This window comes from Martinezella lusitana (genome assembly GCF_010668395.1).
In the GTDB taxonomy this organism is placed as follows: Bacteria; Pseudomonadota; Alphaproteobacteria; order Rhizobiales; family Rhizobiaceae; genus Rhizobium; species Rhizobium lusitanum_A.
In genome coordinates, this window is sequence record NZ_WUEY01000028.1 from 55,737 (window position 1) to 77,473 (window position 21,737).

Annotated in this window: 18 protein-coding genes; 12 read left to right on the forward strand and 6 right to left on the reverse strand. The window is 55.5% G+C overall.

Annotation, left to right across the window (positions count from 1 at the left end; genetic code table 11):
- Window positions 1-501: 501 nt before the first annotated feature.
- The 3 genes from GR212_RS32640 (at window position 502) to GR212_RS32650 (ending at window position 2,409) form a co-directional block, all read left to right on the forward strand.
- Window positions 502-927 (forward strand): hypothetical protein, encoded by a 426-nt coding sequence (locus tag GR212_RS32640; protein WP_163993427.1) that lies wholly within the window; start codon window positions 502-504, stop codon window positions 925-927.
- Between the two features lie 145 nt (window positions 928-1,072).
- Window positions 1,073-1,453 carry a hypothetical protein gene (locus GR212_RS32645; RefSeq protein WP_163993429.1) on the forward strand — a complete coding sequence of 127 codons (381 nt, stop codon included), beginning with the start codon at window positions 1,073-1,075 and terminating at the stop codon, window positions 1,451-1,453.
- Complete coding sequence (locus tag GR212_RS32650; protein ID WP_163993431.1) at window positions 1,453-2,409, forward strand: CBASS cGAMP-activated phospholipase; 957 nt, start codon at window positions 1,453-1,455, stop codon at window positions 2,407-2,409. The genes GR212_RS32645 and GR212_RS32650 overlap by 1 nt, the downstream gene beginning before the upstream one ends.
- Here GR212_RS32650 and GR212_RS32655 read toward each other — a convergent pair.
- The 6 genes from GR212_RS32655 to GR212_RS32680 all read right to left on the reverse strand — a co-directional run bounded on the left by GR212_RS32655 (window position 2,406) and on the right by GR212_RS32680 (window position 8,501).
- A complete protein-coding gene (locus GR212_RS32655) occupies window positions 2,406-3,566 on the reverse strand; it encodes a hypothetical protein (protein WP_163993433.1) in 1,161 nt (386 codons plus the stop codon). The two genes, GR212_RS32650 and GR212_RS32655, sit on opposite strands and share 4 nt — an antisense overlap.
- Window positions 3,560-3,913, reverse strand: a complete 354-nt coding sequence (locus tag GR212_RS32660) for a hypothetical protein (RefSeq protein WP_163993435.1) — start codon at window positions 3,911-3,913, stop codon at window positions 3,560-3,562. Before GR212_RS32660 ends, GR212_RS32655 begins: the two co-directional genes overlap by 7 nt.
- Entirely contained in the window at window positions 3,910-6,273 is a 2,364-nt protein-coding gene (locus tag GR212_RS32665) for a hypothetical protein (protein ID WP_163993437.1), read from the reverse strand. Before GR212_RS32665 ends, GR212_RS32660 begins: the two co-directional genes overlap by 4 nt.
- A complete protein-coding gene (locus GR212_RS32670) occupies window positions 6,266-7,216 on the reverse strand; it encodes a PD-(D/E)XK nuclease family protein (protein WP_163993439.1) in 951 nt (316 codons plus the stop codon). Before GR212_RS32670 ends, GR212_RS32665 begins: the two co-directional genes overlap by 8 nt.
- On the reverse strand, window positions 7,213-7,614 hold the full coding sequence (locus GR212_RS37870) for a helix-turn-helix domain-containing protein (protein WP_204326859.1): 402 nt from the start codon (window positions 7,612-7,614) through the stop codon (window positions 7,213-7,215). Before GR212_RS37870 ends, GR212_RS32670 begins: the two co-directional genes overlap by 4 nt.
- A 218-nt stretch (window positions 7,615-7,832) precedes the next feature.
- On the reverse strand, window positions 7,833-8,501 hold the full coding sequence (locus tag GR212_RS32680; RefSeq protein ID WP_163993441.1) for an NUDIX hydrolase: 669 nt from the start codon (window positions 8,499-8,501) through the stop codon (window positions 7,833-7,835).
- Window positions 8,502-8,638: 137 nt separating this feature from the next.
- On the opposite strand from GR212_RS32680, the gene GR212_RS32685 reads away from it, so the two are divergent.
- From GR212_RS32685 to GR212_RS32720, 9 genes are all read left to right on the forward strand, one after another.
- A complete protein-coding gene (locus GR212_RS32685; protein WP_163993443.1) occupies window positions 8,639-9,778 on the forward strand; it encodes a HEPN-associated N-terminal domain-containing protein in 1,140 nt (379 codons plus the stop codon).
- A gap of 9 nt (window positions 9,779-9,787) precedes the next feature.
- Window positions 9,788-11,104 (forward strand): hypothetical protein, encoded by a 1,317-nt coding sequence (locus GR212_RS32690; RefSeq protein WP_163993445.1) that lies wholly within the window; start codon window positions 9,788-9,790, stop codon window positions 11,102-11,104.
- Window positions 11,105-11,186: 82 nt separating this feature from the next.
- Window positions 11,187-12,128: an FRG domain-containing protein gene (locus GR212_RS32695; RefSeq protein WP_163993447.1), complete on the forward strand. Its 942-nt coding sequence runs from the start codon at window positions 11,187-11,189 to the stop codon at window positions 12,126-12,128.
- A gap of 343 nt (window positions 12,129-12,471) precedes the next feature.
- Window positions 12,472-12,687 carry an AAA family ATPase gene (locus GR212_RS37875; RefSeq protein WP_163993449.1) on the forward strand — a complete coding sequence of 72 codons (216 nt, stop codon included), beginning with the start codon at window positions 12,472-12,474 and terminating at the stop codon, window positions 12,685-12,687.
- 53 nt (window positions 12,688-12,740) lie between these two features.
- Window positions 12,741-13,883, forward strand: a complete 1,143-nt coding sequence (locus tag GR212_RS32705; RefSeq protein ID WP_163993451.1) for a hypothetical protein — start codon at window positions 12,741-12,743, stop codon at window positions 13,881-13,883.
- Window positions 13,876-17,328, forward strand: a complete 3,453-nt coding sequence (locus tag GR212_RS32710; RefSeq protein ID WP_163993453.1) for a DUF4062 domain-containing protein — start codon at window positions 13,876-13,878, stop codon at window positions 17,326-17,328. The genes GR212_RS32705 and GR212_RS32710 overlap by 8 nt, the downstream gene beginning before the upstream one ends.
- A 388-nt stretch (window positions 17,329-17,716) precedes the next feature.
- Window positions 17,717-17,842 carry a hypothetical protein gene (locus GR212_RS37580; protein WP_281411096.1) on the forward strand — a complete coding sequence of 42 codons (126 nt, stop codon included), beginning with the start codon at window positions 17,717-17,719 and terminating at the stop codon, window positions 17,840-17,842.
- Window positions 17,843-17,872: 30 nt separating this feature from the next.
- A complete protein-coding gene (locus GR212_RS32715) occupies window positions 17,873-21,394 on the forward strand; it encodes a caspase family protein (protein ID WP_163993455.1) in 3,522 nt (1,173 codons plus the stop codon).
- A 17-nt stretch (window positions 21,395-21,411) separates the two neighbouring features.
- Window positions 21,412-21,699 carry a hypothetical protein gene (locus GR212_RS32720; protein ID WP_163993457.1) on the forward strand — a complete coding sequence of 96 codons (288 nt, stop codon included), beginning with the start codon at window positions 21,412-21,414 and terminating at the stop codon, window positions 21,697-21,699.
- The last annotated feature ends 38 nt before the right edge of the window (window positions 21,700-21,737 follow it).

Sequence of the window (21,737 nt, forward strand, 5' to 3'; positions counted from 1 at the left end):
AAGAATGCTCTTCCGGAAGCAGATATCTGGCGAAAGGTGTCTCTCGGCGGCCGGTCGTGTCCGGGGCTAACCAGCTTTGCGGAAAATGTTCGGTTTCCGCTGGATCCGCCAAACACCGCTGATCGCCCACAAATTGGCCCCGGCCACAGCCGCAAATGACATGATATGGCGCGAACGGCGGCGCGTTCATCCGGTTTTTGCAGCTCAGGCCGAGAGCGGTGAACTACTGATCGGATGCTGTCGCCGAGGGCCAGGAACGCCGCTGGGTATCACCGCAGCGTTACATCCTGTCCGAAGTGCTGCCGTCAAACACGGTATGGTTTTCACACACAATCACGCTAAGTACCTCCAGCTAAGACTAGGCAAAGCTGTATTTCGACCGAAAATCCTTACTATCGAGCGCATTTTCAACGTATTGCGAACAAATCGAGCGATTTAGCTTGAAATCGGTCGAAATATCCTCCATTTATGAAAACATGTTGGAACGTGAGGATCAATGTCATGAGTGAATTCGCCAGGACGCTCCAAGGATTTGTTGAGCAAATGCCTGAAAGTCAGCAGAAGACAGAATTTTTGGAAGCCCTGCAGGTGTGTCCTGTCATTGACCTGGAGGTCGTACCTGAGGAAAAGGCCAACAAAAATATGAAGGCTATTCGCGAAAGTGCGCTGGAGTCGGGTCAGGCTTTTGTGATCGCGAGGGCTGGACGTGTGGACAATGTCCCGCAAGCAGCGTTTGTTCTTTCATCGGACACTATATTGGCATTGATTGGTTCTGTTCGAGGTGAGACCGAGCGTCAGGTCGCTCGTCGCAGACCGGCGAGTGCACTCTTGGCTCAGTTGAAGCCCTTGGCTGCAAGTGTGGTAAACATGCGCCTTGAGCCTCGATCTCAGGAGGAGACTTTAGGCGGTCGAGGACGGGTATTCTAAGGCAATCATGTCGCGATATCTCATAAGCTCCCAATGCTTCTTCGATGTGATCAAAAGGCGAAATCTTGACGCTGAGTTGTGGCTTCAGACGGCTGATGCCCGCGGGATATATGCGGATGACATTTGCATCAGTGCAATAACCCCGATGAGCATCCTCTGGCAGCTTGAGCAGGCCCTTTCTGCGGCTCGGGCGGCGCCAGAGACAGCCGTCCACCCTGTGCCTGTGATCAGAGACTTCATCGATCAGGCGAACCGGCTTTTCGAAGACTTTGCGCGAGACGATCGGATTATTGCGATGGATCACAGGATTGCACATCGCTGGGGTGATCTTCTTGATATGAGGATCACGTACCTGCGTGATGGGGAGCCTTATGACCTTCCCAGCTCGACAAAAGTCGAGATAGCGACGGCGCTTGTTGGGCGGGGTGATTTTCCGTTTATCTATGTTGACTATCGGCAGGCTGGGCACGCGACTGTGCCGAAGCTGATTGTCGAAAATCCCGAAGACTATGTACCAGTGCGCTAATGGGAGTGGCACCTAGACGATTCCAGATTCTGGCACTCAGTGGCGGCGGCTATCGAGGGCTGTTTGGTGCCGAATTTCTGGCAGCTTGCGAAGCGCATTTCCAGGCCAAATGCGCCGAACGCTTCGATATCATTGCCGGTACGTCCATCGGCGCCCTTTTGGCTGCAGGCCTGTCGGTCGGGGTTCCAGCTCAGACGCTTGCAGCAGCGATGAAAGAGTACGGGCCTTCGATTTTTGCGAAAGGGCCGGCAACCGGCATCAGACGGCTTTTCGTTTCAGCACCCTATAGTCCGGCACCGATCCGTGAAGCGGTACGAAAGACACTCGGAAAGTCCGTTGCGACGATGCCGTTGAACGAATTTCCCGCTCCGTTGCTTATCACCGCAGTGAATTATTCTACGAGTGAGACAACGATATTCCGGTCGAAGGGGCTTGCCGGTAGGGCTGCGAGCTCTGCCAGTGTCGAGGATGCCATTCTCGCAAGCGCCGCCGCACCAACCTTTTTCCCAACAAAGAAGATTGCGGCAAACGAATATATCGATGGCGGCCTCGTTGCGAACGCCCCGGACATGATTGCTTTGACCGATGGGCTGAACCTTAGCGGGGCGCGCATCGACGAGATCTACCAGCTATCGATCGGGACAGCGTCGCGCCGGCAAGGCGCAGCGGTTCATGAGACGTCACGCGCGCCTGGCTCTATATCCTGGATCGCCCGTCGCGGCCTCATCCAAACGATCATGGCCGCACAGGAACATTTGGCACTTTCTCAGGTGCAAGGTCTGCTGCGAACGCGGTTAGAGCGGGTCGACGAAGAGCCAGCTCAACACCAGGTGAAAGCAATCAAATCCCTCGATCGCGCCTCCGCAGAAGCAACCGAAACTTTGCGTCTGCTCGCTGAAAAGGCCTGGGAAGCCAGGAAGTCATCCCGAGAACTGCGCAACTTTTTTCTGCGCTAGGGAATTTGATTCAAAAGTTCAATCCGCGCATCCTTCTCCCAGGTCTCATAGGATTGGGTTGGGCTCCAGAAGATCTCCCAGGCCGATTGCAGCAATCCGGCGATGGGCTGCGGTTTTTCGATGTCGAGGCCAATCATTCCGCTCGCGTGAAACGCGGCCACGGCTTTTTTTGCAAGGGACGAAAGTGCTTCAGGCGGATAGCAGATATGGAAATGCACATTTTTTTGCGCATCGGAAGACGCGATGAATTCTCGCCAGGCTCGACTGATTGCCTGAGCTTCCGGCTGGCAGCCGATCTCCTCGAGTACGTGCAGGATGACGGACATGCGTGCATCATCGGCAGGATGAGACGATGGGCGCTCGGTCGGGGTATGGAATAGCTTTCCGTTCGATTGAAAGCTCGTGCGGTTGAAGCAAAGGTGAAGGTTCGTCCAGCCGAAGGCAGGGCCGGCGCAGAACGCGCCAAACGCATCGCAAATGAACTCCTCGCACCACGTTTCAACCCAGCAACGCCGCCATATGGCGTAGCGATATGCCATGTCGGGGCTTCCGCGACGCCGGTCGACGCGAACCGCGGCAAGATCGAGCGCCACCCCGCGCTCGTTCTTCAACATCCGAAAAGCCTCCGACAGAGGGTCGAGCCTTGGATTGGTACTTCCAGTCAGGGCGAGGAGAGGATGACAAAGTTCGTGATAGAGATCGGAAAGATGCAAAAAGTAGCGGCCTTCAAGCAGGGGAACGCGCAAAAGGCCGAAGATCGGAGATATCTCGAAATAGTCTTGCGAGGTGTGACTGACCGTCGGCGTTACGAGGGGATAACGCACCTCCCGGCAAATCGCAGTAAGTACCCTGTTCAGCTCAACATCATCAGACGAGGCATTTTTTAGAGCGAAGACGCCAACGCGCTCAACGTTGGCAATCTGCCTGACTTTCGCCTGGTAGATACGCGCTACAATGCTCGCCTTCTCCGGCGCAGTTTCCAGGCTGTTCAACGCTTGTGCGAGCGAAATGATTGCTTCGTTGAGCTCGTCCGTGCATTTGCTTTGCAGCACTCTAAATTCCAGCTGGCTGCCGGTTTGGGCGATTTCGATCAGGTCGCGAGCGCGCTTGATCGCGTGACCGATCGCTCCGCGGAGATATGCCGCAACAATCACCAAGGGCTCATCCGTGTTGAAAACGCAAGGCGTTCATGGCTAAGCTGATCGGCGATCTCACCAAGGATCTGCAACGCAGAATTTGGAATCGGCCGCATTTCCACGATCGAGGCAAGCTGTTCGAGATTTGACCGGGAGTTTCCGGCGATGTCGCGGAGCAGACTGTCAAAAAGCAGACCTTCGTGCGTTCCATTTCCTCCTCTAGCCATCGCCGCTTCTCTCAGCATGTGCGCCAATCTTGCGGTCCGCACCGGTTCGATAGTATCGCCAGACAAGAGCACCTCGTCGATCAAAAGCTGAAACGATAGCGCGAGCGTTTCCGCGCCGCTGAGAAGTGAGAGAGTGCTCATGCTGTTTCCATCTCTCGATCTCCATCACCTTGCAAAATCTCGTCCTCGTCGTGGTCAGCGCCTTCGTCGCGCAGGAATGTGTCGCAGAGCTTGAGAGATATCGGAAGGCGGGAGCAGCTTTCCGGCCGCGTCCATGTCAGGCATGACAACTGGAAGATATCGCCAAGCGCATCCTTCATTGGCAGAGAGCCGGCTGCACGGGTCACATGTAAAGGCTTGGCGGTGCCGTTTGGGAGAAGGGGCCAGCCCGTCGTGCAAACAAAGCCCTCATTTTCCGTAAGCGCCAGCCAGTCACCCATTTCAGGGTTGAGAATGGATGTGTTCTCCCCAGCATATTCGCGCACCTTGAACAGGCGCAAGGCCGCTGGCGATGATTTCCCGAGCTCGAAGACGTTAAGCTCGAAATCGCTTGCGATCAGGCCTTCTTCAGCGAGCGCCTTGCAGGCTGCGCGCATTCCCTTGATTTCCGACGGAAAGACGCGCCCGTCGCGATGAACGACGATATTCCTGGTCAGCGTCTTGAGGAAGGGCGCTTCGCTTCTCAGCATCTCCGCGATCAGCGCCTCGACAGTGCCGGAGGAGAGTTTCTCGTGTTTGTTTGACGTTTTCAGCTTATGACGAATGATGCGCCCGCCATCGGCGATCAGAACCGCTCCTGCTGTTTGATGCTTGACGTCGATCCCGATGACGACGTCGGCGGCCAGCCTGCCTGCAAGGACAAAGGGCCATTTGCCGTTCGGGATCAAAACCTTGTTGAGGGCTGCGCCAGCAAGATAACCAGAGTACCGGCCTCTGTCGTCAGATCTGCGGGTGTACCGAGCGTCGACGCCGCTCCCAAGCCTTTCATAGGCTGCGCCCGGTGTTGCCACGTGGAATATTGCAGCGTTTACACCGTAGTCCTGTCGAAGCTTGTTTATGATTAGCGCCGGCAGCTTCTCCTGCATGCGATTTTGACCGGCCGTGTTGTGGATCATGATCGCACAATCTCCCGGGCCCAAAAGCTTGTCCTGTGCGAGTTTGAGTATCGCTCTGGCCTGATTTGCAGCGTTGACCGGCGCGCTGAGATCATCAAAATAAACGGTTGTGGGATCGTACCCACCGGCCGGATGAAGCCTTTGGACTTCCGACTTGAAATCGTCCACGAACTTCGGTCCCCAGGCATTCATGATGCTCTGCGGCATGACGAGTGTCTGAGGCTCAAGTGCGGAGTTCTCATAGAGACCCGCCTGCAACTGTTCCAGCATTCGCCGCCGGCTCTTTGCGTATCCGTTCGCGTCCACGCGCTCGCCGCCCCGGCCGGTTCCATAGAGCGTTCGTCCGTTGCCAAACAAAATATCCGGCAGATCGAACATGCGGTTCGGCGTGCGTGCGGGGCGATCAGCAACGGTGATACGCGTATTGCCTAGCACGATGTTGTCGAGATACCGCCGCTTGAATTCCAGAGCCTTTTCTCGCCGCACCTTTGGCGGCAGAATTGTCTGCCTCTGAAGACGGGCGCCGCGACTCGAGTGGGTGTCGAGAACGGGGAAGCATAGTTCTGCCGGGGCTGCCTTCACCTGTGCTGTTTCCGATCCACGGTAGTTCACCACCACACCATCCCCCTTGAGATTTACAAGAGACCTCGGGATCGGTCGTTGCGCGTGCTTATGCAGGTATGCCTTGAGCGAGATAGGCTTACCATCCTCAAATGTAATAGGATGGCTGACGGATTGGCCCGCGCCGCTGATAGTGATTTCAAACCACAGGTCACCCATGCGGTATAGGCAGGATGATCCTTTCATTCGACGGATTGTGTTCTGATCCGTCTTAGCACCGATGGAGATAGCGGAGATGAACTTGGTTTTGGCTTCGAGGATGACGCCGAAACCACCTTCTGGATAGGGTACGACGCGAACGCTGACGCCTTCGAAAATATCCACGCCCTCGCGCGAGGATGTTGGTTGGCGACCATAAAACGCGTCCCCGGCTCGAGGGCGCCACAGTTCGGTATTGTTATACAATGGCGTCTGAACGATGAAATTCAGGAACTTCAGCCTGATCGGATCAAATTCATCACCGTCAACGGAGCAATCGATTTCGATTGTATCGCCGGACGGTTCCAACTGCGCGACCCAACGAACCATGTTGTGATGTGAGACCAGGGAATCGGCAATATCTTCCGGCGCGGCGAGTTGCATGATGTCGCCGCGTTGGAGAACGGCGAATGGACGTTGATATTGCCGCGTCAATGTTCTTTGCAGCCGTGTGACCCCGGCAAAATACTCGGGTCCGCCGGGATCGCTCCCGAGAACGTCAAACAGCTTATATCGCGCGGTGACGGTTTCGAGGCCGCCGAGCTTGTAAAGATTTGTCTCAAGCACTGCAATTCCCTTCCCAACATATCATGCGAAATGCGCAGGTGGCACAGGTCTCGGGGTTACTCGTCGTTTCCAGTTGATCGATGTCGAATTCCTCGTAGCTCTTTCCTTCCAGGACCTGCGACATTGCATAAGCGCTCTCCATCATGAAAACCTCTGCGTCTTCGAGGTCTCCCTCCGTAAGAATGTGCTCGCGGACATTTCCGAGGAGTAGCTGCGCCTCCTTTAGGACAATCTCGGAGGGAGGCGCCTGCCAATTTTCAGGCGGAAAATCAAAGTTTGGTTTGTCAAGGCGGCTTAACGCAATGGCGTAGCTGGCCAGTTGGTCCCTTGCGTCATTCGCACCATCGTTATGCACTTTCCAATCAATGATCCGAATGGGCTCTTTGCCAGTGTAGACGATCAGGTCAGGAAAGGCGCTGCCCTTGAGGTCGCCCAGGATGTCGAAATGCAACGGCGGTTGGGGATGGAAGCTCCATCCCAAAGCGACCTCGGCTCGCAGATCATCCAGACGATATAGATTTGTCAGTGCGCCGACGATGTCTTCCCAAGCCTCCTCATATTCACTGTGCGTGATATCGTGCCCGTGGGCATGCTCTGAAAGCAGAAGGAAGGAATCGCCATGATGCGATTTTACAAGCGTCAGATCTTCCGAACGGTGGCTTTCGGCAAACGCCTTCTGTTTATCGAAAAGCAGTCTTGCGTGCTTTTTGGCATCTCCCAGCGTCATGCGATCGTCGAAGTCCAAGGCCGGGATGATGTGCTTGGAAATGACTGTGTCAACAATCTGTCCGCGCCACGCCGACAAGGTTGACAGGCTCTTGAGCCGTTTGGCTCTCAAGCGATTTTCGTCTTTAGAGCGTCCCTTCGGCGCCACGACATAACCGTAATACCATTTGCGTTGGCATTGACGGAAAGCCCGAGCAGAGGAATAGGACCATCTCATTTTCGGCCTCTCTCCCGCTTCCTTATCAAGCTGAGAAATTCGACCAGAGCATCCTCCTCATCCGGTGATACGTCGCCCAGCCTCGCTGCGAAGTCATTGACTCTAGACGGCTGAATATTGACCGTTGCGCTTGGTACCGGGTAGCCCGCCAACGCCATAAGGTGCTCATATTGAACGTTGTATCGGATCGCCAACGAGTGCAGAACCGTTGGGGAGGGCGTCTTTATCTTCCCCGTTTCCAACTGGCTCAGATAGGCGTTGGAGACACTCGTCTCAGCCTCAACCGTGCGCAGGCTTAGACCTAGATCCCTGCGCACGCGACCGAGAAAGGTGCCGAGTTCTGTTGCTTCGTTTTCCATGCTGCTAAGAGTAGCAAGCGTGCTAAGTTTGTCAAGCATCCAGTTTTAGGTGTGAGTTCGTGCAACAAACCCTGGCCGTGAAATTCCATGACGCTCGGCTGAGGACCGCAGTTGAATCATTTTAATACTTGGCCCTAGCATTGCGCTGCCGACTGATGACGCGGACCGTCAAAGACTGCCTTTGAGTGCAGTGAGCCTAACGGCCACAAAGCGAGAGCTGGGGTTGCGTCTAAAGGCACCCAGCACCGCCCTTGCGGTCACAGTCGCCGGTCGAAAACCGACATCGGCCTCTTCAGCCGATAGAGTGTCGTAGGTCGACGAGCACTTTCCGTCCTGCGTTTCTCACCTTCGATCTCTTCCAGAAGGTCAAGTTCTCGAACTTTGCGGCGAAAGGCACTCTGATCCAGACGCTCACCCATAACCGTCTGGTAAATAGCAAGCAGTTCGGTCATCGTAAACACCTCGGGCAGCAGCCGGGCAGGTATCGTGGAATACGCCCCCTTGTTTCGCAGCCGTTCCAAAGCGATAGCGATAATCTCGTTGTGGTCGAAGGGAAGCTGGCCCGGCGACGTTGCCGGCCTGAGCAGAAGGGGTCCCTCAGGATCCTCAAGCCAACCTTCCGGCAGCAGAGCAAAGTACGCGATCGAAACTGACCAATCGCGGGGGTCGCGCGTTGCGGAGGCAAAAGTCTGCAACTGCTCGAAGAAGATATCGCCAATGCCGGCCTTCGCCTTCAGGATCCGCCGAACTGCACTCTCCGCACTAAGATCCTCATCTGTGTGAATATAGCCACCAATCAATGCGGGTTGGTCCGCAAAAGGCTCATTTGGACGTGGGAGAAGCGCCACACACAGTTCCCCTCTACAGGGCGTCAACATGACGATGTCGACCGTCACTACAGGTCGGCGAAATTCGGTCTCGATCATTGCGAACCTTCCCAAGGCGATAGGTCAGCAGCATATCCCAGACGCGGGCGATGAAAAACAACAAATAGCAACTTGCAATTTGCAAATTAAAATTTATATTGTTGTCGATCGCAAGTCGCAGTCCGAGGAGCCTCGTGATGAAAGAGTTCAGAAACGTTTGCGCGCGCTGTTTCAGCGACGCGGATCTCAAAGAGATGATTCGTGCTCACGCAGGCCCAAAAGGATGCTATTTCTGTGGGCGACGCGATGCCGTGACGATGCCTTTCGATGAGGTGGTCGAATTCATTCTCGAACGCATCGAGGCCTTTTATGGAAGAGCTGGAGATCAGCTCCCTTATGAGTCACGAGAGGGCGGCTACCAAGGATGGCACATCGACAGCTATGATATGATCCGGGATCAGATTGAGCTTGATCTTCCCAGGGACGGCGACGGTCAGCTTTTTGGTGCGATTGTCGACGGCATCGGTGACGAGGTCTGGTGCGAATATGACTGGCTAACGCTAGAACCGGATGAAAGCCTGCGTTTTTCCTGGGGTCGGTTTTGCGAAATCGTCAAGCATGGGCGTCGGTTCTTTTTCCACGATATGGGGCGATCAAAAGACAACGATCCCGATTCCCGGTCGCCTTTCGAGCTGCTCGGCAGCGTATGCCGTCATGCAGAGGAGGCGGGGCTTGTTGTGAACATCCCCGCTGGTTTTAAGCTCTTTCGGGCCAGGTCAAGGAAGTCGCGCCGGCCGCTCAAAACACCAGCGGAACTTGGCCCTCCGCCCGATCACCTGGCGACGCAGTCCAATCGAATGAACCCTCCGGGCATTTCGATGTTTTACGGAGCAGACCGGCGTGGCCTCGCGATCGCAGAAATCCGAAACACAATGGCGTCAGTCGGGTGCTTCGCAACCCTCCGGCCCGTTCGTATTCTCGATCTCGCCCACCTACCATCCATTCCAGGGTTCTTTTCCACCGCCGATCGGATGCAACGCCTGATCCTCGCTTTCCTTTCTGACTTTGCTGACATCATCATTGAACCTGTCGAGCGGACCGATCGGGTGAACGTCGACTATATTCCTACGCAGGTTTTCACCGAATTCATCCGCGACTTTGACTTTGATGGGGGCAAGATTGACGGGCTTCGCTATCGAAGCGCGACGCGCGAAAAGGGAACGAACTACGTTCTGTTTGCGGGCCAAGGCGAGGTGGTAGGTGCAGCACCACCGGATCCGTTTATGAGGACGGCACCGTGGCTTGACCTTGTAGCCGTTAAGCAGGTGCGGCTCTAGGAGAACGCCATGAACAGCCTGACAATCGAGTCAGCCGCGGAGCTGGGAGTTTATCTCAACTCGCTTGCCATCCGACCTCTTTTCCGCGGCCAGACCAATCATTACGGTTCCGCCGCCTTCCCGTTGGCGACGACCTCTTTCACTCGGCAAGGATGCACTCCCCCTGAAATGTTCAAGTGGTGGAACTATACATCCGACATCTTGTCGGCGTTTATCGGTAAAAGTGGGCAGAGTTTTCCTTTTGTGGAAGCGCTCTTACAGCATTATGGATGGCGGTCATTTTATTTGGACGCCTCGACGGACGCCGGGATTGCCGCCTGGTTCGCTTCGCATAAATTCAGCGAGAAGATCGCTTTGGAGCTTAGCGAGGATTGCTTCGAAAGGGGGGTAATGTTGCGCAAGCGATATGCCAGTTACGACTTTGATCCGGGGCTTGGCCACGTCTACGTTCTCGACCATGATATCGTCGAGGCCAGAGTCGGAGCCATTGATCTTGAGGCGATTTCACTCGAAGGTTACCGCCCTCGATTTGCGGCCCAGAAAGCAGTTATCGTCGGACCTCTTCAGAACAAGGTATTGCCGCGCGAGTGCTATCATGCGCATCTGACCGTCGACAGGGCAATCTTGCAACAATACGCTCAAGAGAATGGTTTCTTTAATCAGGCAGATCTGTTTCCTGGCCGCGACGAGGATCCTATCCTCTCGGCACTGCTGGATCTCCCCTGGACTGAAATCGACGCGACAAAAAATTCACTCAACAGTCTGAAATTTTTCCGAAGAGCGGTGGAGTTTCCGGAGTATTCAAACAGCTGGGAAAAGATCCTCTCGGAGAAGGTAGCGCTCTTCCACGGAACATCGATCGAGGAGCTTGCGGCCTCTCCTGCTGGAACGCCAGAAAATACCATATCGATGCGCGTGCCGACCTCTACGATGCTCGGCCATACGGTTATGGCTGACAAGGCGTTTCCCGAGATCGAAAAACTCCTCTCAGTGCATAACTGCGTCATTTTCGAAATCGACGATCTCATACAGCACGCACCGCATCAGGGCCGCTTTCTTTATTCGAAAGGATTGAGCGTGGCGAAGAAGGCGGACGGTCTTATCGAGATCGGCGCACTCCTTGTTGAGCATCAGGGACTGGAGCTCCTGCGAGCCGGCTTGAACGTTGGTTGGTACTATCGCCCGGCTGCAACTGGCGGCTGGACACATGTTCGCCATCCGGAAGAGTGCCCCTGCGGAAACGCAGACGTTCACGGGAGGCACCTTGTGACGCTTAGGATGATCGATTCCTGGTTGGCAGACCCGAACTCGGTACCACTCCCATGAACCGGCAGCACTTACCCCTCTCTCAATCTAGTTAAGTCGCGTCTATCGCGATTTGTGAAACGCTGCAAAAAGAGATAAGGAAATGACAGTAACGAAGGGCAAAAAGGCCATCATTCCCAAGCCGGCTAAGCCGACACGAACCGGCGTTGCGGCAAAGAAAGGCCCAGCAGCGTCGAGGACGCCGCCGACAGCTGAAAGCGTGACCGACTATCTGCAATTGGTTTTCGACTTGCCACAATTAAGCGAGGGCGCAGTCCGTTGTTATCGGGGAGAAGCCGACGCGACGTGGAAGCTGAAACCTTCGATCATGCGCGGCGTTCGATCCGAGGCGGAAAACCGGATATTCAGTGAGTTGATGCTAGAAGCACCGACGGAATTCAGCAGCGACAAGGCGATGTTCGACAAACTGGTTCGCGCCCAGCATTATGGCTTGCCGACTCGCCTATTAGACGTCTCGCTAAATCCGCTCGTCGGTCTCTATTTTGCCTGTAACGAAGAGCCTCTCGACGACAAGGACGGCAGGGTCCGGGTGTTTGATTTCGTTGAAAAGCGGGTCAAATACGCCGATAGCGACACGATCAGCCTGATCTGCAATCTTGCCCGTCTTTCGGATGGCGAGCGTAGCGAGATATCGAGCGCCTATAGTTCAGCCATTTCTAAGGAAAATCTGCAAAAGTTCCGTTCTCTGCCAGCGGTGGAACGATTGCTCCAGTTCGTTCGGGTGGAAAAGCCCTATTTCCTGAACCTGGTGAAGCCCAGCGACCTGTTCCGGTATTTTTTTGTATACCCGGCAAAGAACAATCGTCGCGTCATCGCACAATCGGGCGCCTTCATCGCGGCAGGCCTACTTCGCTACAGATCGCCGGAAACAACAACAAGCTACGACCTGCATACCATCGTCGTCCCGGCGGCGAAGAAGGCGCAAATACGCAACGAGTTGGATACGATCAACATCAATTCACGAACGATGTTTCCGGAGGTTGAATTTGCCTCTAAATATATCAGGAGGAAATGGACGATCTGAAAAGGATCAGCTTCTGAAGTCTCTCCTCGAACGTCCAGAATATCGGCGGGGCGTGGATTTTCGATGATCTGATAAACGTCATGCCATCGGCCACACGACCGTCTCCTTCGCCACCAACCGCGCCCACAGCAAATGGCTGGGTCGGCAGTTCGTATCCCTTCACATCAGCAGATGCGATGTTTGTTGGCTGTGGGTTGTCGTCTTTAAAAAAGTGACGCCGCAGCTAAGCGCGGAGCGACGGTTTTGCGCCGTCATCTCAGCCGTCTAGCGTGTCTGAGCATCTTCTCCGAAGCGGACGGAGTTGGGCATCTTCGTAAGGGTCTGCCTTCACGCGACGGGATGCATGAGGATCGTCACGGTCAAGATCGCGAATCACAAGTGTTACAGACGGACATCCACCCTCCACTTCAACGAAGGCTTAAACGTCATCCTTGGCACGAACGAGTCCGGGAAGACCGCAATCCTGGGAGCTCTGTCGATATCGAAAAGCGTATTATTCCTTCAATTCCGCTTCCGCTTCAAAATCGCAAGGCACACCTCTTGCCTGCATCTCAATTAGCCGTTAACGATTTTGGACCTTGGCGCCAAGCCACTTTTCATACAGATATTTTCATGGCGGCAAAGAAGAAGAAAAAGAGCGCAAAATACACAAAAGCGGGCGATCGTGATGCGGCCAGGGAAGGGCTGTTGCGAGACGCGGGTGGCTTCGATTGGGGCTGGCCCGCGTTTGAACTCGTAGTGGCGAACACCGAGCTTACGCGTCGCCTCGTAGCCGGCGGTTTCTCGGGTTGTGGCTATGGTATCATTCCCCCCGATGGTCCGCCTTTTCTTTCGCTATTCGGCGATAATCTTCCTGGAATGAAGTCGGCGCTTGCGCTCATGAAGGAATGGACGTCGATGTCGGGTCCGAACGCCATTCGCATCGAAATCGCTTATGATGGGCCGGGCTATGTGCTCGCTATCTCGCAGCAGATCGAGCTACTTCGGTGGCGCCTATCTGGCATCGATACCGTACGCCAGCCGCTCATCATGGCGACAAGCCACATCAAGCGCATTGACTCGCGACACCCAAACCTCGATCTGCTCGCGGATTATGCGCAGCAGCCTGTCGCGCCGCTGTGGCTCGTGGTCGATGAACTTCCCCGTAGTGTCACGCGCGCAGGAGGCAGCCGCACCTATGCCTTCACACCACAGTGGGACAACGCCATCTTTCTGCCTGGCATCGACATCTATAGACAGCTTGGCGATCGACCAGCGGACACGATGGCGAGAACCGACGCCGAGTTCGAATCTAGGACGAAGGCCGGTATAAGCGCCAACTGGCCTCCTGAGCCAGAACGGGGTCCCGCGAGCGTTGCGGCGGCGCGCGAGCGGCGCCTCGCAGCGTCGATGCCTAAAACTCTGCATGTCTTGCGCAACACCAATCGCGGAGCCTCGCTTTTGCTTCGCGGACAAGTATTAGGATGGGCAAAGTGGCAGGTCGAGCAGGCGATCTGTAATCTTCGATCGGTCGATTTCCTCGCCTACCAGCCTAGCAGCGTCGGAAAGCGGCTTGCCATGATCGAGGCGGTGCGTAACCAAGTGCTGGAACCTGCGTCTATGGATGTCGATCTCGCCAGCATCACGTCAGACCAGCTTAGTACACAGATCGCGCTCGATACCGCCTATCTATTGCGACGTCTTGAACCCGACCGCGAGATAGCGGAGGCGACCGGCGATCGAGTCCGGCGTCTGCAGGAGCTCGGCTATGGCTGACATGCTAACAGCCGACCGCCTGCGCATCTTCATCAGCTCAACCATCGGTGAGTGCGCGAAGGAACGCGAAGCCGCGCGCAGTGCCATCAGAGGTTTAAATTTCGAGCCGATCCAGTTTGAGCGGGAAGGAGCGCGGGCGGAGGCGCCGCGCGATTTCTATCTGCGCAAGCTCCAAGATTCGCACATCGTCCTCGCTATCTATCGCGACTCTTATGGCTGGATCGACCAGGCCAAGGGGATGAAGATCTCTGGTCTTGAGGACGAGTTCCGCGAGGCCCAGCGACTTGGCAAGGATTTTCTCGCTTATATCTTAAAATCCGCACCTAATCGTGACTCCCGTCTCGAAGACCTGGTTAAAGAAATGATGGGTGGTCCTCACGTTCTCTATTTCTTTGAGGAGGACGAGGATCTCGAAGCGCGATTTCGCGACGATCTGACGGCGTTGGTCACCGATCGCGTCACACGGGCGCAGACATCCTCGCCGAACGTCGGCACGGCGGAGGCGACACTCGCCGCCATTTTCCGCGATGGCGCACTGCGGGTGCGTCGCAACGGCCTACTCGATCAATTGTCGCACGCGGCGGCACGAGCTCGCATCGTCTGGGTGACTGGGTCATCTGGTGCCGGCAAAACCGCGCTTGTCGCGGAATGGTCGCGAGAGCGCGAGGCTGCCTATATCAACGCGCGCGGTATGGATGCGCGCACAGCGCTGCTTTCGGCGGCTGAGAGGCTGGGCCTCGCGAGCGGCCCCGAGCTTGCGACGCCGTTGTTCGATGATGTCCGCTCTATGCTGCTCACCCGGTGGCGAAACGGTAGTGGCTGGCCATTGATCCTGGATGACCCGGACGATGCTGATGCGGTTTGGTCGGTGCTCGGTGCCTGCCTCGCGCAAAGCGGGACGGGCTCCGTCCTGATCGTCACTCGTGAACGTTCCGAGGGTGCTTCCGGTGAGATGTTGGCAGTTCCAGGCTTCACCAGTGACGAGTTGGAGGCACTATGCGTCATCGCGGGAGCCGCGGTACCGGCGGATCCCGGCGATCTGCCAGTTTTGCTCCGAAAAAAGGCGGCAGCGATGCCCGGCGGCCAGCGGTTCGAAGGTCTGGATGCGACCTCGCGCGAAATGCTCGGCTATCTCTCGCTCGCGCCAGTTCTTCTAACTTTGCCCGACATGCAGACGTTACTTGGTGGCGCGGTAAAAACGGCAACTGAGATCACCGAGCGTGTTGCCGCGATGGGCGATCTTCTGATGGAGACCGTGGCCGGCTATGGTTTCATCCACGAGAGCCTGCGCGAGGAGATCGAACAGAACGTAGCTGGGCGCCCGCAACTGCATGGCCTGCTCGTCGATCGGTTGTCGAACCGGTTGGCCCGAACGGGACGGTCTTGGGCGGCCTTTAGTCTGCGCCGAGCCGAGATGACCGAGCGGGTTGCGCGGCTTGCCAACCGAGCCGTCTCGGAGGCCGTGTTCAGCGGATCGACACGGCATCTGACTGAAGCGCTCGATTATCTCGTCGACTATTATCGGTCGCGTTCAGAGAAGGGGCGGCTAGTGTCCGTCCTCGTGGCGCTGGGTGAGGCGCGCGCGAACCAAGGCAGTATCAGCGCGGCGAATCTGCTGTTGGAGGAGGCTCGTGGGGTCGCAGAGCAAATCGGTGATTGCGAAGCCGAGCAAATGATCGAAATCCTGCAGGCGTCGATCGATCTAAAACGGTCCGCGTCGGCAACCGCGCTCGCGCGCATCCGCGCGCTTCGGGAGGCCGCCAAGGCGGATGGGCGCAGCGATCGCGAAGGGCGGTTGTTGCTCGACGAGGGTGTCGCGTACCTTAGTGTGAATGATACCGAGGCATCGGCACCGCTCTTTCGACGCGCGCGCGAGATTTTTGAGGAACTCGAGGACGGGTACGGCTTTGATGTCGCGAGCCGCAACCTTATCGCGTCGCTGTCGATGTCGAAAGATGGACGCACCGAAGCGGAAGCCCTGAGAGCGGAGCTTGAAGTCGAAGAGCCGGATTCTCCACGTCATCGCGCGTGGCTGTGTAATCTGGACGTACCGCGCTTGCGGCTTGAGAAGAGATACGAGGAAGCGGAGGCGCTGGCGCGCGAGGCAATCGCTATCGGCCGGGAGCTGTGTGACGGCTATCTTGTCGCGATCAACCAGATCATGCTTGGCAACGTTCTGCGTGATGCTGGAGATCTTGATGGCGCGCGGACAGCCTATGCCGAAGGGGGCAATCTTGGACAGTCGGTCGGCAGGCCGGACATTGAAGGGCGCAGCTCGCGCCTTCTGGCGGCCGTCGACAATCAAGCAGCCGACGCCTCCGAGGATTCCGAGAGACGCATGCTCGCGGCGCGCGCCGAGCATAATGCAACCCATGCGGCCAGGCTCCTAGCTGACAGCTTCGCCTGGGTCGAGCAGGCCTTCGCACTGGAAGAGCGTGGTGATGCGCGCCGGCTGCAAGGCCAAGATCGCAAGGCGATGGCTGATTACGCGCTTGCCATCGCAGGATATTTGCGGGGCGGCGATGTGTCCGAAGGCGAACGCCTGCTGCGCTTCTTCGTGCCCTACATTGCAGATGAGAAGGATGCCGCGACACTGATCGCGCAAGCTTTCGATGGTCGCAGCGATCTTACGGCCTCGAGCGCCTGGGTCGAGGCGATGACGGTGGTGCTGTCGCGCTGCCCAAGCGCCGTCGCACCGACCGTGCTCGGGTGCCTCGTCCGCGCATTCCTACCACTGCAATCGGGTACCTTTTGGTTCGATTGCTTAGTCAGGTGCCTATTTGCTGTCGACGACAAACGAGGACGTAGCAAGCATCGGACGCTCGGCTCGATGCTGTTGCTGGCGATCCTCGGCTTCGGTCGTCATCGGGCGTTCACCACCTCGGAACTCCTGACGTTGATCGGAATCTGTGCGAGCGGATCAGATCATATGGTCGTGCGTCATACGCCTGGCGACGATCTAAACCTTGTCATCCGTCTTGGAGCAACGCAAAGCCTGCTCTTCACCATACGAACCGAGGTCAAGAAACAGGAGACAATGTTCGTGGCGCTGGTGATCGGCTCCTTCCTCGACTCCTTTGCTGACGAGCTTTCCGAAATTCTCTCACCAGATCTGTTAGAAGAAGGCGCTGCGATCGACGTCCATGTCTTCCCCCAGATGGTTGAAAGCAAAGCGGTCGCGGACTTCTTTCTGGAAGGTCTCAAGGACAAGCCTGTTGCGACCGCGAGGACCATCGTAGAGGACGGGGAGCCGCCGCCGATCATGGTCATCGTGCGACCCGATGCGATTGAGGCGTTGAAAGCAAGCGAGGAACGGGGAGGAGAGCTTGAGATTATGCTCGCGCGCTTCCTCGATGAAGTCATCTTTGTAACCACAGGCCGGAGTGTCGACGACGCGATCTTCTCAACGAAGATACGAGATCTCCTGATCTCCGTTTTGGGGTAGAGGCTCTACGAGCGCGCACTTATAGGCATACTCGCGCAAATAGATTGCAGTTGAACTGCAGCCGGTCGCCACAAGTCGACGGTAGGCACTCGCAAATTATCACCATGCGACATACAGCCTCCGTCGGACAAACTAGACTCGGTAGCGGCGCTATGTTGGCAGAAGCAGATCGCACCGTCCTGCCACCTGAATGTCTGCTATCTGAGTCGCCGCCGTCAGGACCTGTCAGTCGGGTCTCGGCTCCAAATCGGTCATTCCATCCAGGCAAAGGCGATGTCCGTTGCTGAGGAGTTTCAAACCGATAGCTTTTGTAACAAGAGGGTCGTCGGTTCGGATCCTTTCAAGAGCGCAGTGAAAACCCTGTCCGACCCGGAGACATCGAATAGCCATGAAGATCGATGGCACGGAAGTGCTCGCCTTTACCGGCTGGGCCGCGACGCTGACCGGCACTGCCAAAATCAGCATCGGGAGCTGTCTAGAAGGACTTGCATTCATCTGCTTCGGCAGCGCATAAATACTTCGGCCAGAGGGTGGGGAACTCACAATGACAGGGGCCTGTCGAGTATTTATAGTAATATTCTATTTTATGTTTGGCGCAGCTGCCGTTTATTCCCAGACCAGTGACGGACCGCTGCAGCATTTCGATTTGACGAACGATACAGATTATCTTGGTGGAGATATTAAAGCCAACCTAGATGGCACTTCCTCTCGGGACCTTTCTGTGAGTGATTGCGCAAGTTATTGTTATGCGACCAGCCAATGCGTTGGATTTACGTACAATGAAAACGTCCATGTTTGCCTCCCAAAGGGGGCGATCGGACTTGGCAGACCCTTCAGAGGCGCAATTTCCGGAGTTCGGCGAGATCTTGCAAGCGCTATTTTGCCAGATCAGAGCAAAAATGACTTTTCATCTTTCCTCCTCAAAAGCCGGTGTGACGAGAATCGCGCAGCGGTTAAAGATTTTGCGAATGCTGCCAAAGTAATATTTGCAGATACGGTGCTGACGATCAAACAACCTGCATCCATACAATATGTTGCGCCGGCTACACCCGATCGCTTACCGGTGTTTCTTGTGTTCAGCTTTGACCAGCCGGTTCGGTTTCGCGGCGCTGGCTTTTACGTTTTGTCACCGCAAGCAGCGGGTGCTTTCGGCACCAAATTTGAGTTGGGGAAGACGCGCGTTGTTATTCCGCTCTATGCGAAAGGTAGGAGTGAGCACGGTGATTTTAGTTTTGTACCGCTGACGCTGGCGCCTCTGCAGATCAAAGTCTCGGTCTTAGGGCAAAATGGATGCAAAGAACAAACTATCGCAATTGACAACCGAAGATTTGAAACCCCGACACCCTCTCCGCCAAAAATTTTCGTTTATGACCAGTACAGCGCCGGTAATCCTTCTGCGAGCTTTCAATCGCCTGCTGGAGACCGATATATAGACGTATACCCGAGCTTCTTTCGTATAAAGTCTACACGAACTGGTGCGTTGATTGCTGAGGTGGCCGCCTCAAAACCAAACTTTTCGCCAACTGGAAGATTTGTCACTGCCGTTTTCGAGGACGGTGTCCATATCATAGACGCCGTCGATGGAGCTGGTGTCGGTTATGGTGGTCAGAATACCGGGTGGGACCTCGGTGACAGCTTTGTAGTCGCGGATAGCGCGGTCTGGGGCAGCGGTCAAATTAGTCAGCCGCTCGTAGAAAGTGACCCTTCGAACAAGGTAGACAACCACATCATTGCTGTTGGTTGGTCCTGCCATGCCTGCAGCATCGTGGACACAGTTGCCTACAAGCTGGATCTCGAAAACAACTATCTCATCTCAGTTGAGCAGGAAAACCAGGACGGTGGCGGAGCCGTTTCTTTAACAACGGGTAGCCACAGCAAAAGTCAGATGGACGCGATTCAGGCGATCCATGTTGGTGCGGGCATCGTGCCCGCAACATTGCCGAAGCGCTGGGAAACTCGTTCACCACTGCAATTCACGAACCTCTCGGCGTTGGACTATGACAACTCTGAAAGTCTGAGCGCAAGCCAAGCGTATATAGCAAAGCACTTCATGGTTACGGCGATCGTCCGGTCCCCGAGCCCGGACGCTGATCCAATGGTGAGTGTGAGCAAAATCGACAGCGGGATAGTAGGTCGCCTCATTGCCAGGATTGGACATCAATACGGAGTCAAGTTCGCGATCGGCGTCGAACCGGAATATACGGCAGATGCTCTTAAGCTTTCAGATTTTCGCGACCAGCATGGTGACCAGCTTTATCAGCATCCATTTTTGGACAGGTATTTGTTCCTGAAGGATGGTTGTACGGACTCAAAGGAGCAAGTCTCTGGTCGAGAGATCGTATCGGTTGATAATCTTTCAGAATGGAAATTTTCATCCCCGAGCCAGACCATCAGATTACTTGGAATAGCTTGCCAATATGGGACCTCGGGAGGGAGTACCACGGTCGAAGCAATCCAGTATGGTGAAGGATCGGGGACTGTTCGGTTTGTAAAGTTCGATATCCCGTCGGAAGAATACGAGTACGGACCTGGTGGATGCAACGGGGATTGCGGATTTTCGGCCCAACTGGTCGATGATCGATTTGTCGTTATGTTGTCGCCCGGTTCAGCAAAGATCGATCTGTACGACTTAGCTGACGGAAAGTTGAGAAGGTTTCTTGCCTACCACGGGAAGCAGATGGTCAAGGTGTTGCTCACTCAGGACCATAGCAGGCTTCTACAGGTAAATTCCGATGGAACCTTCGCCCTCTACGCGACCAATTTTGATCAGAACGAGGGCCAGGACATTCAGACTAGATCTTCGCTGTCGATCGGCGGTGCCGAGGAGGTATCGGCCTCAATCAAGCTTCTGGGGCACTTTGACAACGACGAGCTGGTTGTCTGGTCTCCCGACGGATATTTCGACTCGACTTATGAGGGCTTGCAGCAAATTTTCCTGAAGTTCGACGGTATGGACGACCAATTCACTTTCGATCAGTTCTCGTCGAGCTTCCGAAAAATGGGGCTGTTTGAGCATGAAATGACAGGCCAAGGCGTGCCCGACCCCCCGGCCCAGTACCGCATTCCGCCGATTATTACGATGAAGGCATCCAGCGAAGATCGTGACATCAAGCTGACGGTAGACCAACTAGGTGGCGGAAAGGCCAAGGAGATCTGGGTTTACCAGGATGGCAAGCGCACCGATCGCCTGCCTTTCGGGGATAGCAATCAACACTGGAGCGGATCTATACGGCGGGGCGACGGCGTAAGTTGGATTGCTGCGGTTGCTGTTGATGAAAATGGCCTCACTAGTACGCCGCAGAACTATTACGCGGGCCAAGACACACGCAAGCGTGATGCCATTGTTTTGGCACTCGGCGTCAATAAATACAGCGACCCTAATTTGCCGTCACTTCAATTCGGCGAGGGGGATGCTTCGAGGTTTTCCCAAGCTTTGAGCTCGGGAGACGCTACCAACTACCGTTCCGTTCAAATTGTGAAGTTTGACGAGCCGGAGGTATCGGGCGCTTCTTTGATCGCTAAAGTTCGACAAATTTCAGGTGCCGCTAACCTTCAGACAGATCTGATTTTTTATTTTTCCGGTCACGGCCTCACCGACGAAAACGGGCGATTGTACCTTGGTCTGTCCGACAGCCGAGCAGACGACTTATCTCACACCGCAGTTTCGTGGACCGATATCGCGGCGGCGATTGAAAGTTCAAAGGGGAGGTCGCTCATCTTACTGGACACCTGTCACAGTGGCGAAGCGGCCCAATCGTTGTTTTCAACAAACGATAGCGTGGCAGATACTCTCCTTGGCTCTGGCGATGGCGGCGTCACCATTCTTGCGGCCTCGAAAGGGCGCGAGAACTCATTTGAGGCTGCCGACGAAGGTGGTGGGCTATTTACGACAGCTCTATTGAAAGCATTAGGAGGACGCTCAAAAATGGGGACACAGAAAGATGCCATGTTAGAGATTTCTGAATTCTATCGGAAGGTAAAGGGCTACGTCACGACGCGAACCGATGGCCGCCAAACGCCCTGGTTAGCGACCAGTCGCGCGGTCGGCGAATTTTCAATTTTGTAGGAAAGGTTTCAATCGCCGTGGCCCAGGCTCATCGCTGCTTGTTCCCGTCACTCGGGCTATGGATCCGGCTGATCATTATTTGCCTGAGTTTTGTCGGCGTCCGCAGCAGTTTGGCGGCTGATTGGTGTGACGCCGCGTCATCATCGGCGGAGAAAAGCATCTGCGGAAATTTCGAGCTTAAGAAGCTTGATGTGGAAATATCGCGGATCTACGGGCAGGTGCGTATTCCGATGAAGCCGGCCACTGGTTCCGAAATCAAGCCGGCCAGTCATTCCGATTTCATTCCGGCCGCCGTTCCGATTTGAAGGCGGCCACTTTTCGGACTGATCCTGGGTCAGGTGAA

Excerpts from the sequence above, each read along its gene's own strand:
- GR212_RS37580 (WP_281411096.1), top strand. The coding sequence starts at position 17,717 with ATGAAGATCGATGGCACGGAAGTGCTCGCCTTTACCGGCTGGGCCGCG.
- GR212_RS32670 (WP_163993439.1), bottom strand. The coding sequence starts at position 7,216 with ATGAGATGGTCCTATTCCTCTGCTCGGGCTTTCCGTCAATGCCAACGC.
- GR212_RS37870 (WP_204326859.1), bottom strand. The coding sequence starts at position 7,614 with ATGCTTGACAAACTTAGCACGCTTGCTACTCTTAGCAGCATGGAAAAC.
- GR212_RS32705 (WP_163993451.1), top strand. The coding sequence starts at position 12,741 with ATGGCGGCAAAGAAGAAGAAAAAGAGCGCAAAATACACAAAAGCGGGC.
- GR212_RS37875 (WP_163993449.1), top strand. The coding sequence starts at position 12,472 with ATGAGGATCGTCACGGTCAAGATCGCGAATCACAAGTGTTACAGACGG.
- GR212_RS32645 (WP_163993429.1), top strand. The coding sequence starts at position 1,073 with ATGAGCATCCTCTGGCAGCTTGAGCAGGCCCTTTCTGCGGCTCGGGCG.
- GR212_RS32640 (WP_163993427.1), top strand. The coding sequence starts at position 502 with ATGAGTGAATTCGCCAGGACGCTCCAAGGATTTGTTGAGCAAATGCCT.
- GR212_RS32690 (WP_163993445.1), top strand. The coding sequence starts at position 9,788 with ATGAACAGCCTGACAATCGAGTCAGCCGCGGAGCTGGGAGTTTATCTC.
- GR212_RS32715 (WP_163993455.1), top strand. The coding sequence starts at position 17,873 with ATGACAGGGGCCTGTCGAGTATTTATAGTAATATTCTATTTTATGTTT.
- GR212_RS32650 (WP_163993431.1), top strand. The coding sequence starts at position 1,453 with ATGGGAGTGGCACCTAGACGATTCCAGATTCTGGCACTCAGTGGCGGC.
- GR212_RS32685 (WP_163993443.1), top strand. The coding sequence starts at position 8,639 with ATGAAAGAGTTCAGAAACGTTTGCGCGCGCTGTTTCAGCGACGCGGAT.
- GR212_RS32660 (WP_163993435.1), bottom strand. The coding sequence starts at position 3,913 with ATGAGCACTCTCTCACTTCTCAGCGGCGCGGAAACGCTCGCGCTATCG.
- GR212_RS32680 (WP_163993441.1), bottom strand. The coding sequence starts at position 8,501 with ATGATCGAGACCGAATTTCGCCGACCTGTAGTGACGGTCGACATCGTC.
- GR212_RS32695 (WP_163993447.1), top strand. The coding sequence starts at position 11,187 with ATGACAGTAACGAAGGGCAAAAAGGCCATCATTCCCAAGCCGGCTAAG.
- GR212_RS32710 (WP_163993453.1), top strand. The coding sequence starts at position 13,876 with ATGGCTGACATGCTAACAGCCGACCGCCTGCGCATCTTCATCAGCTCA.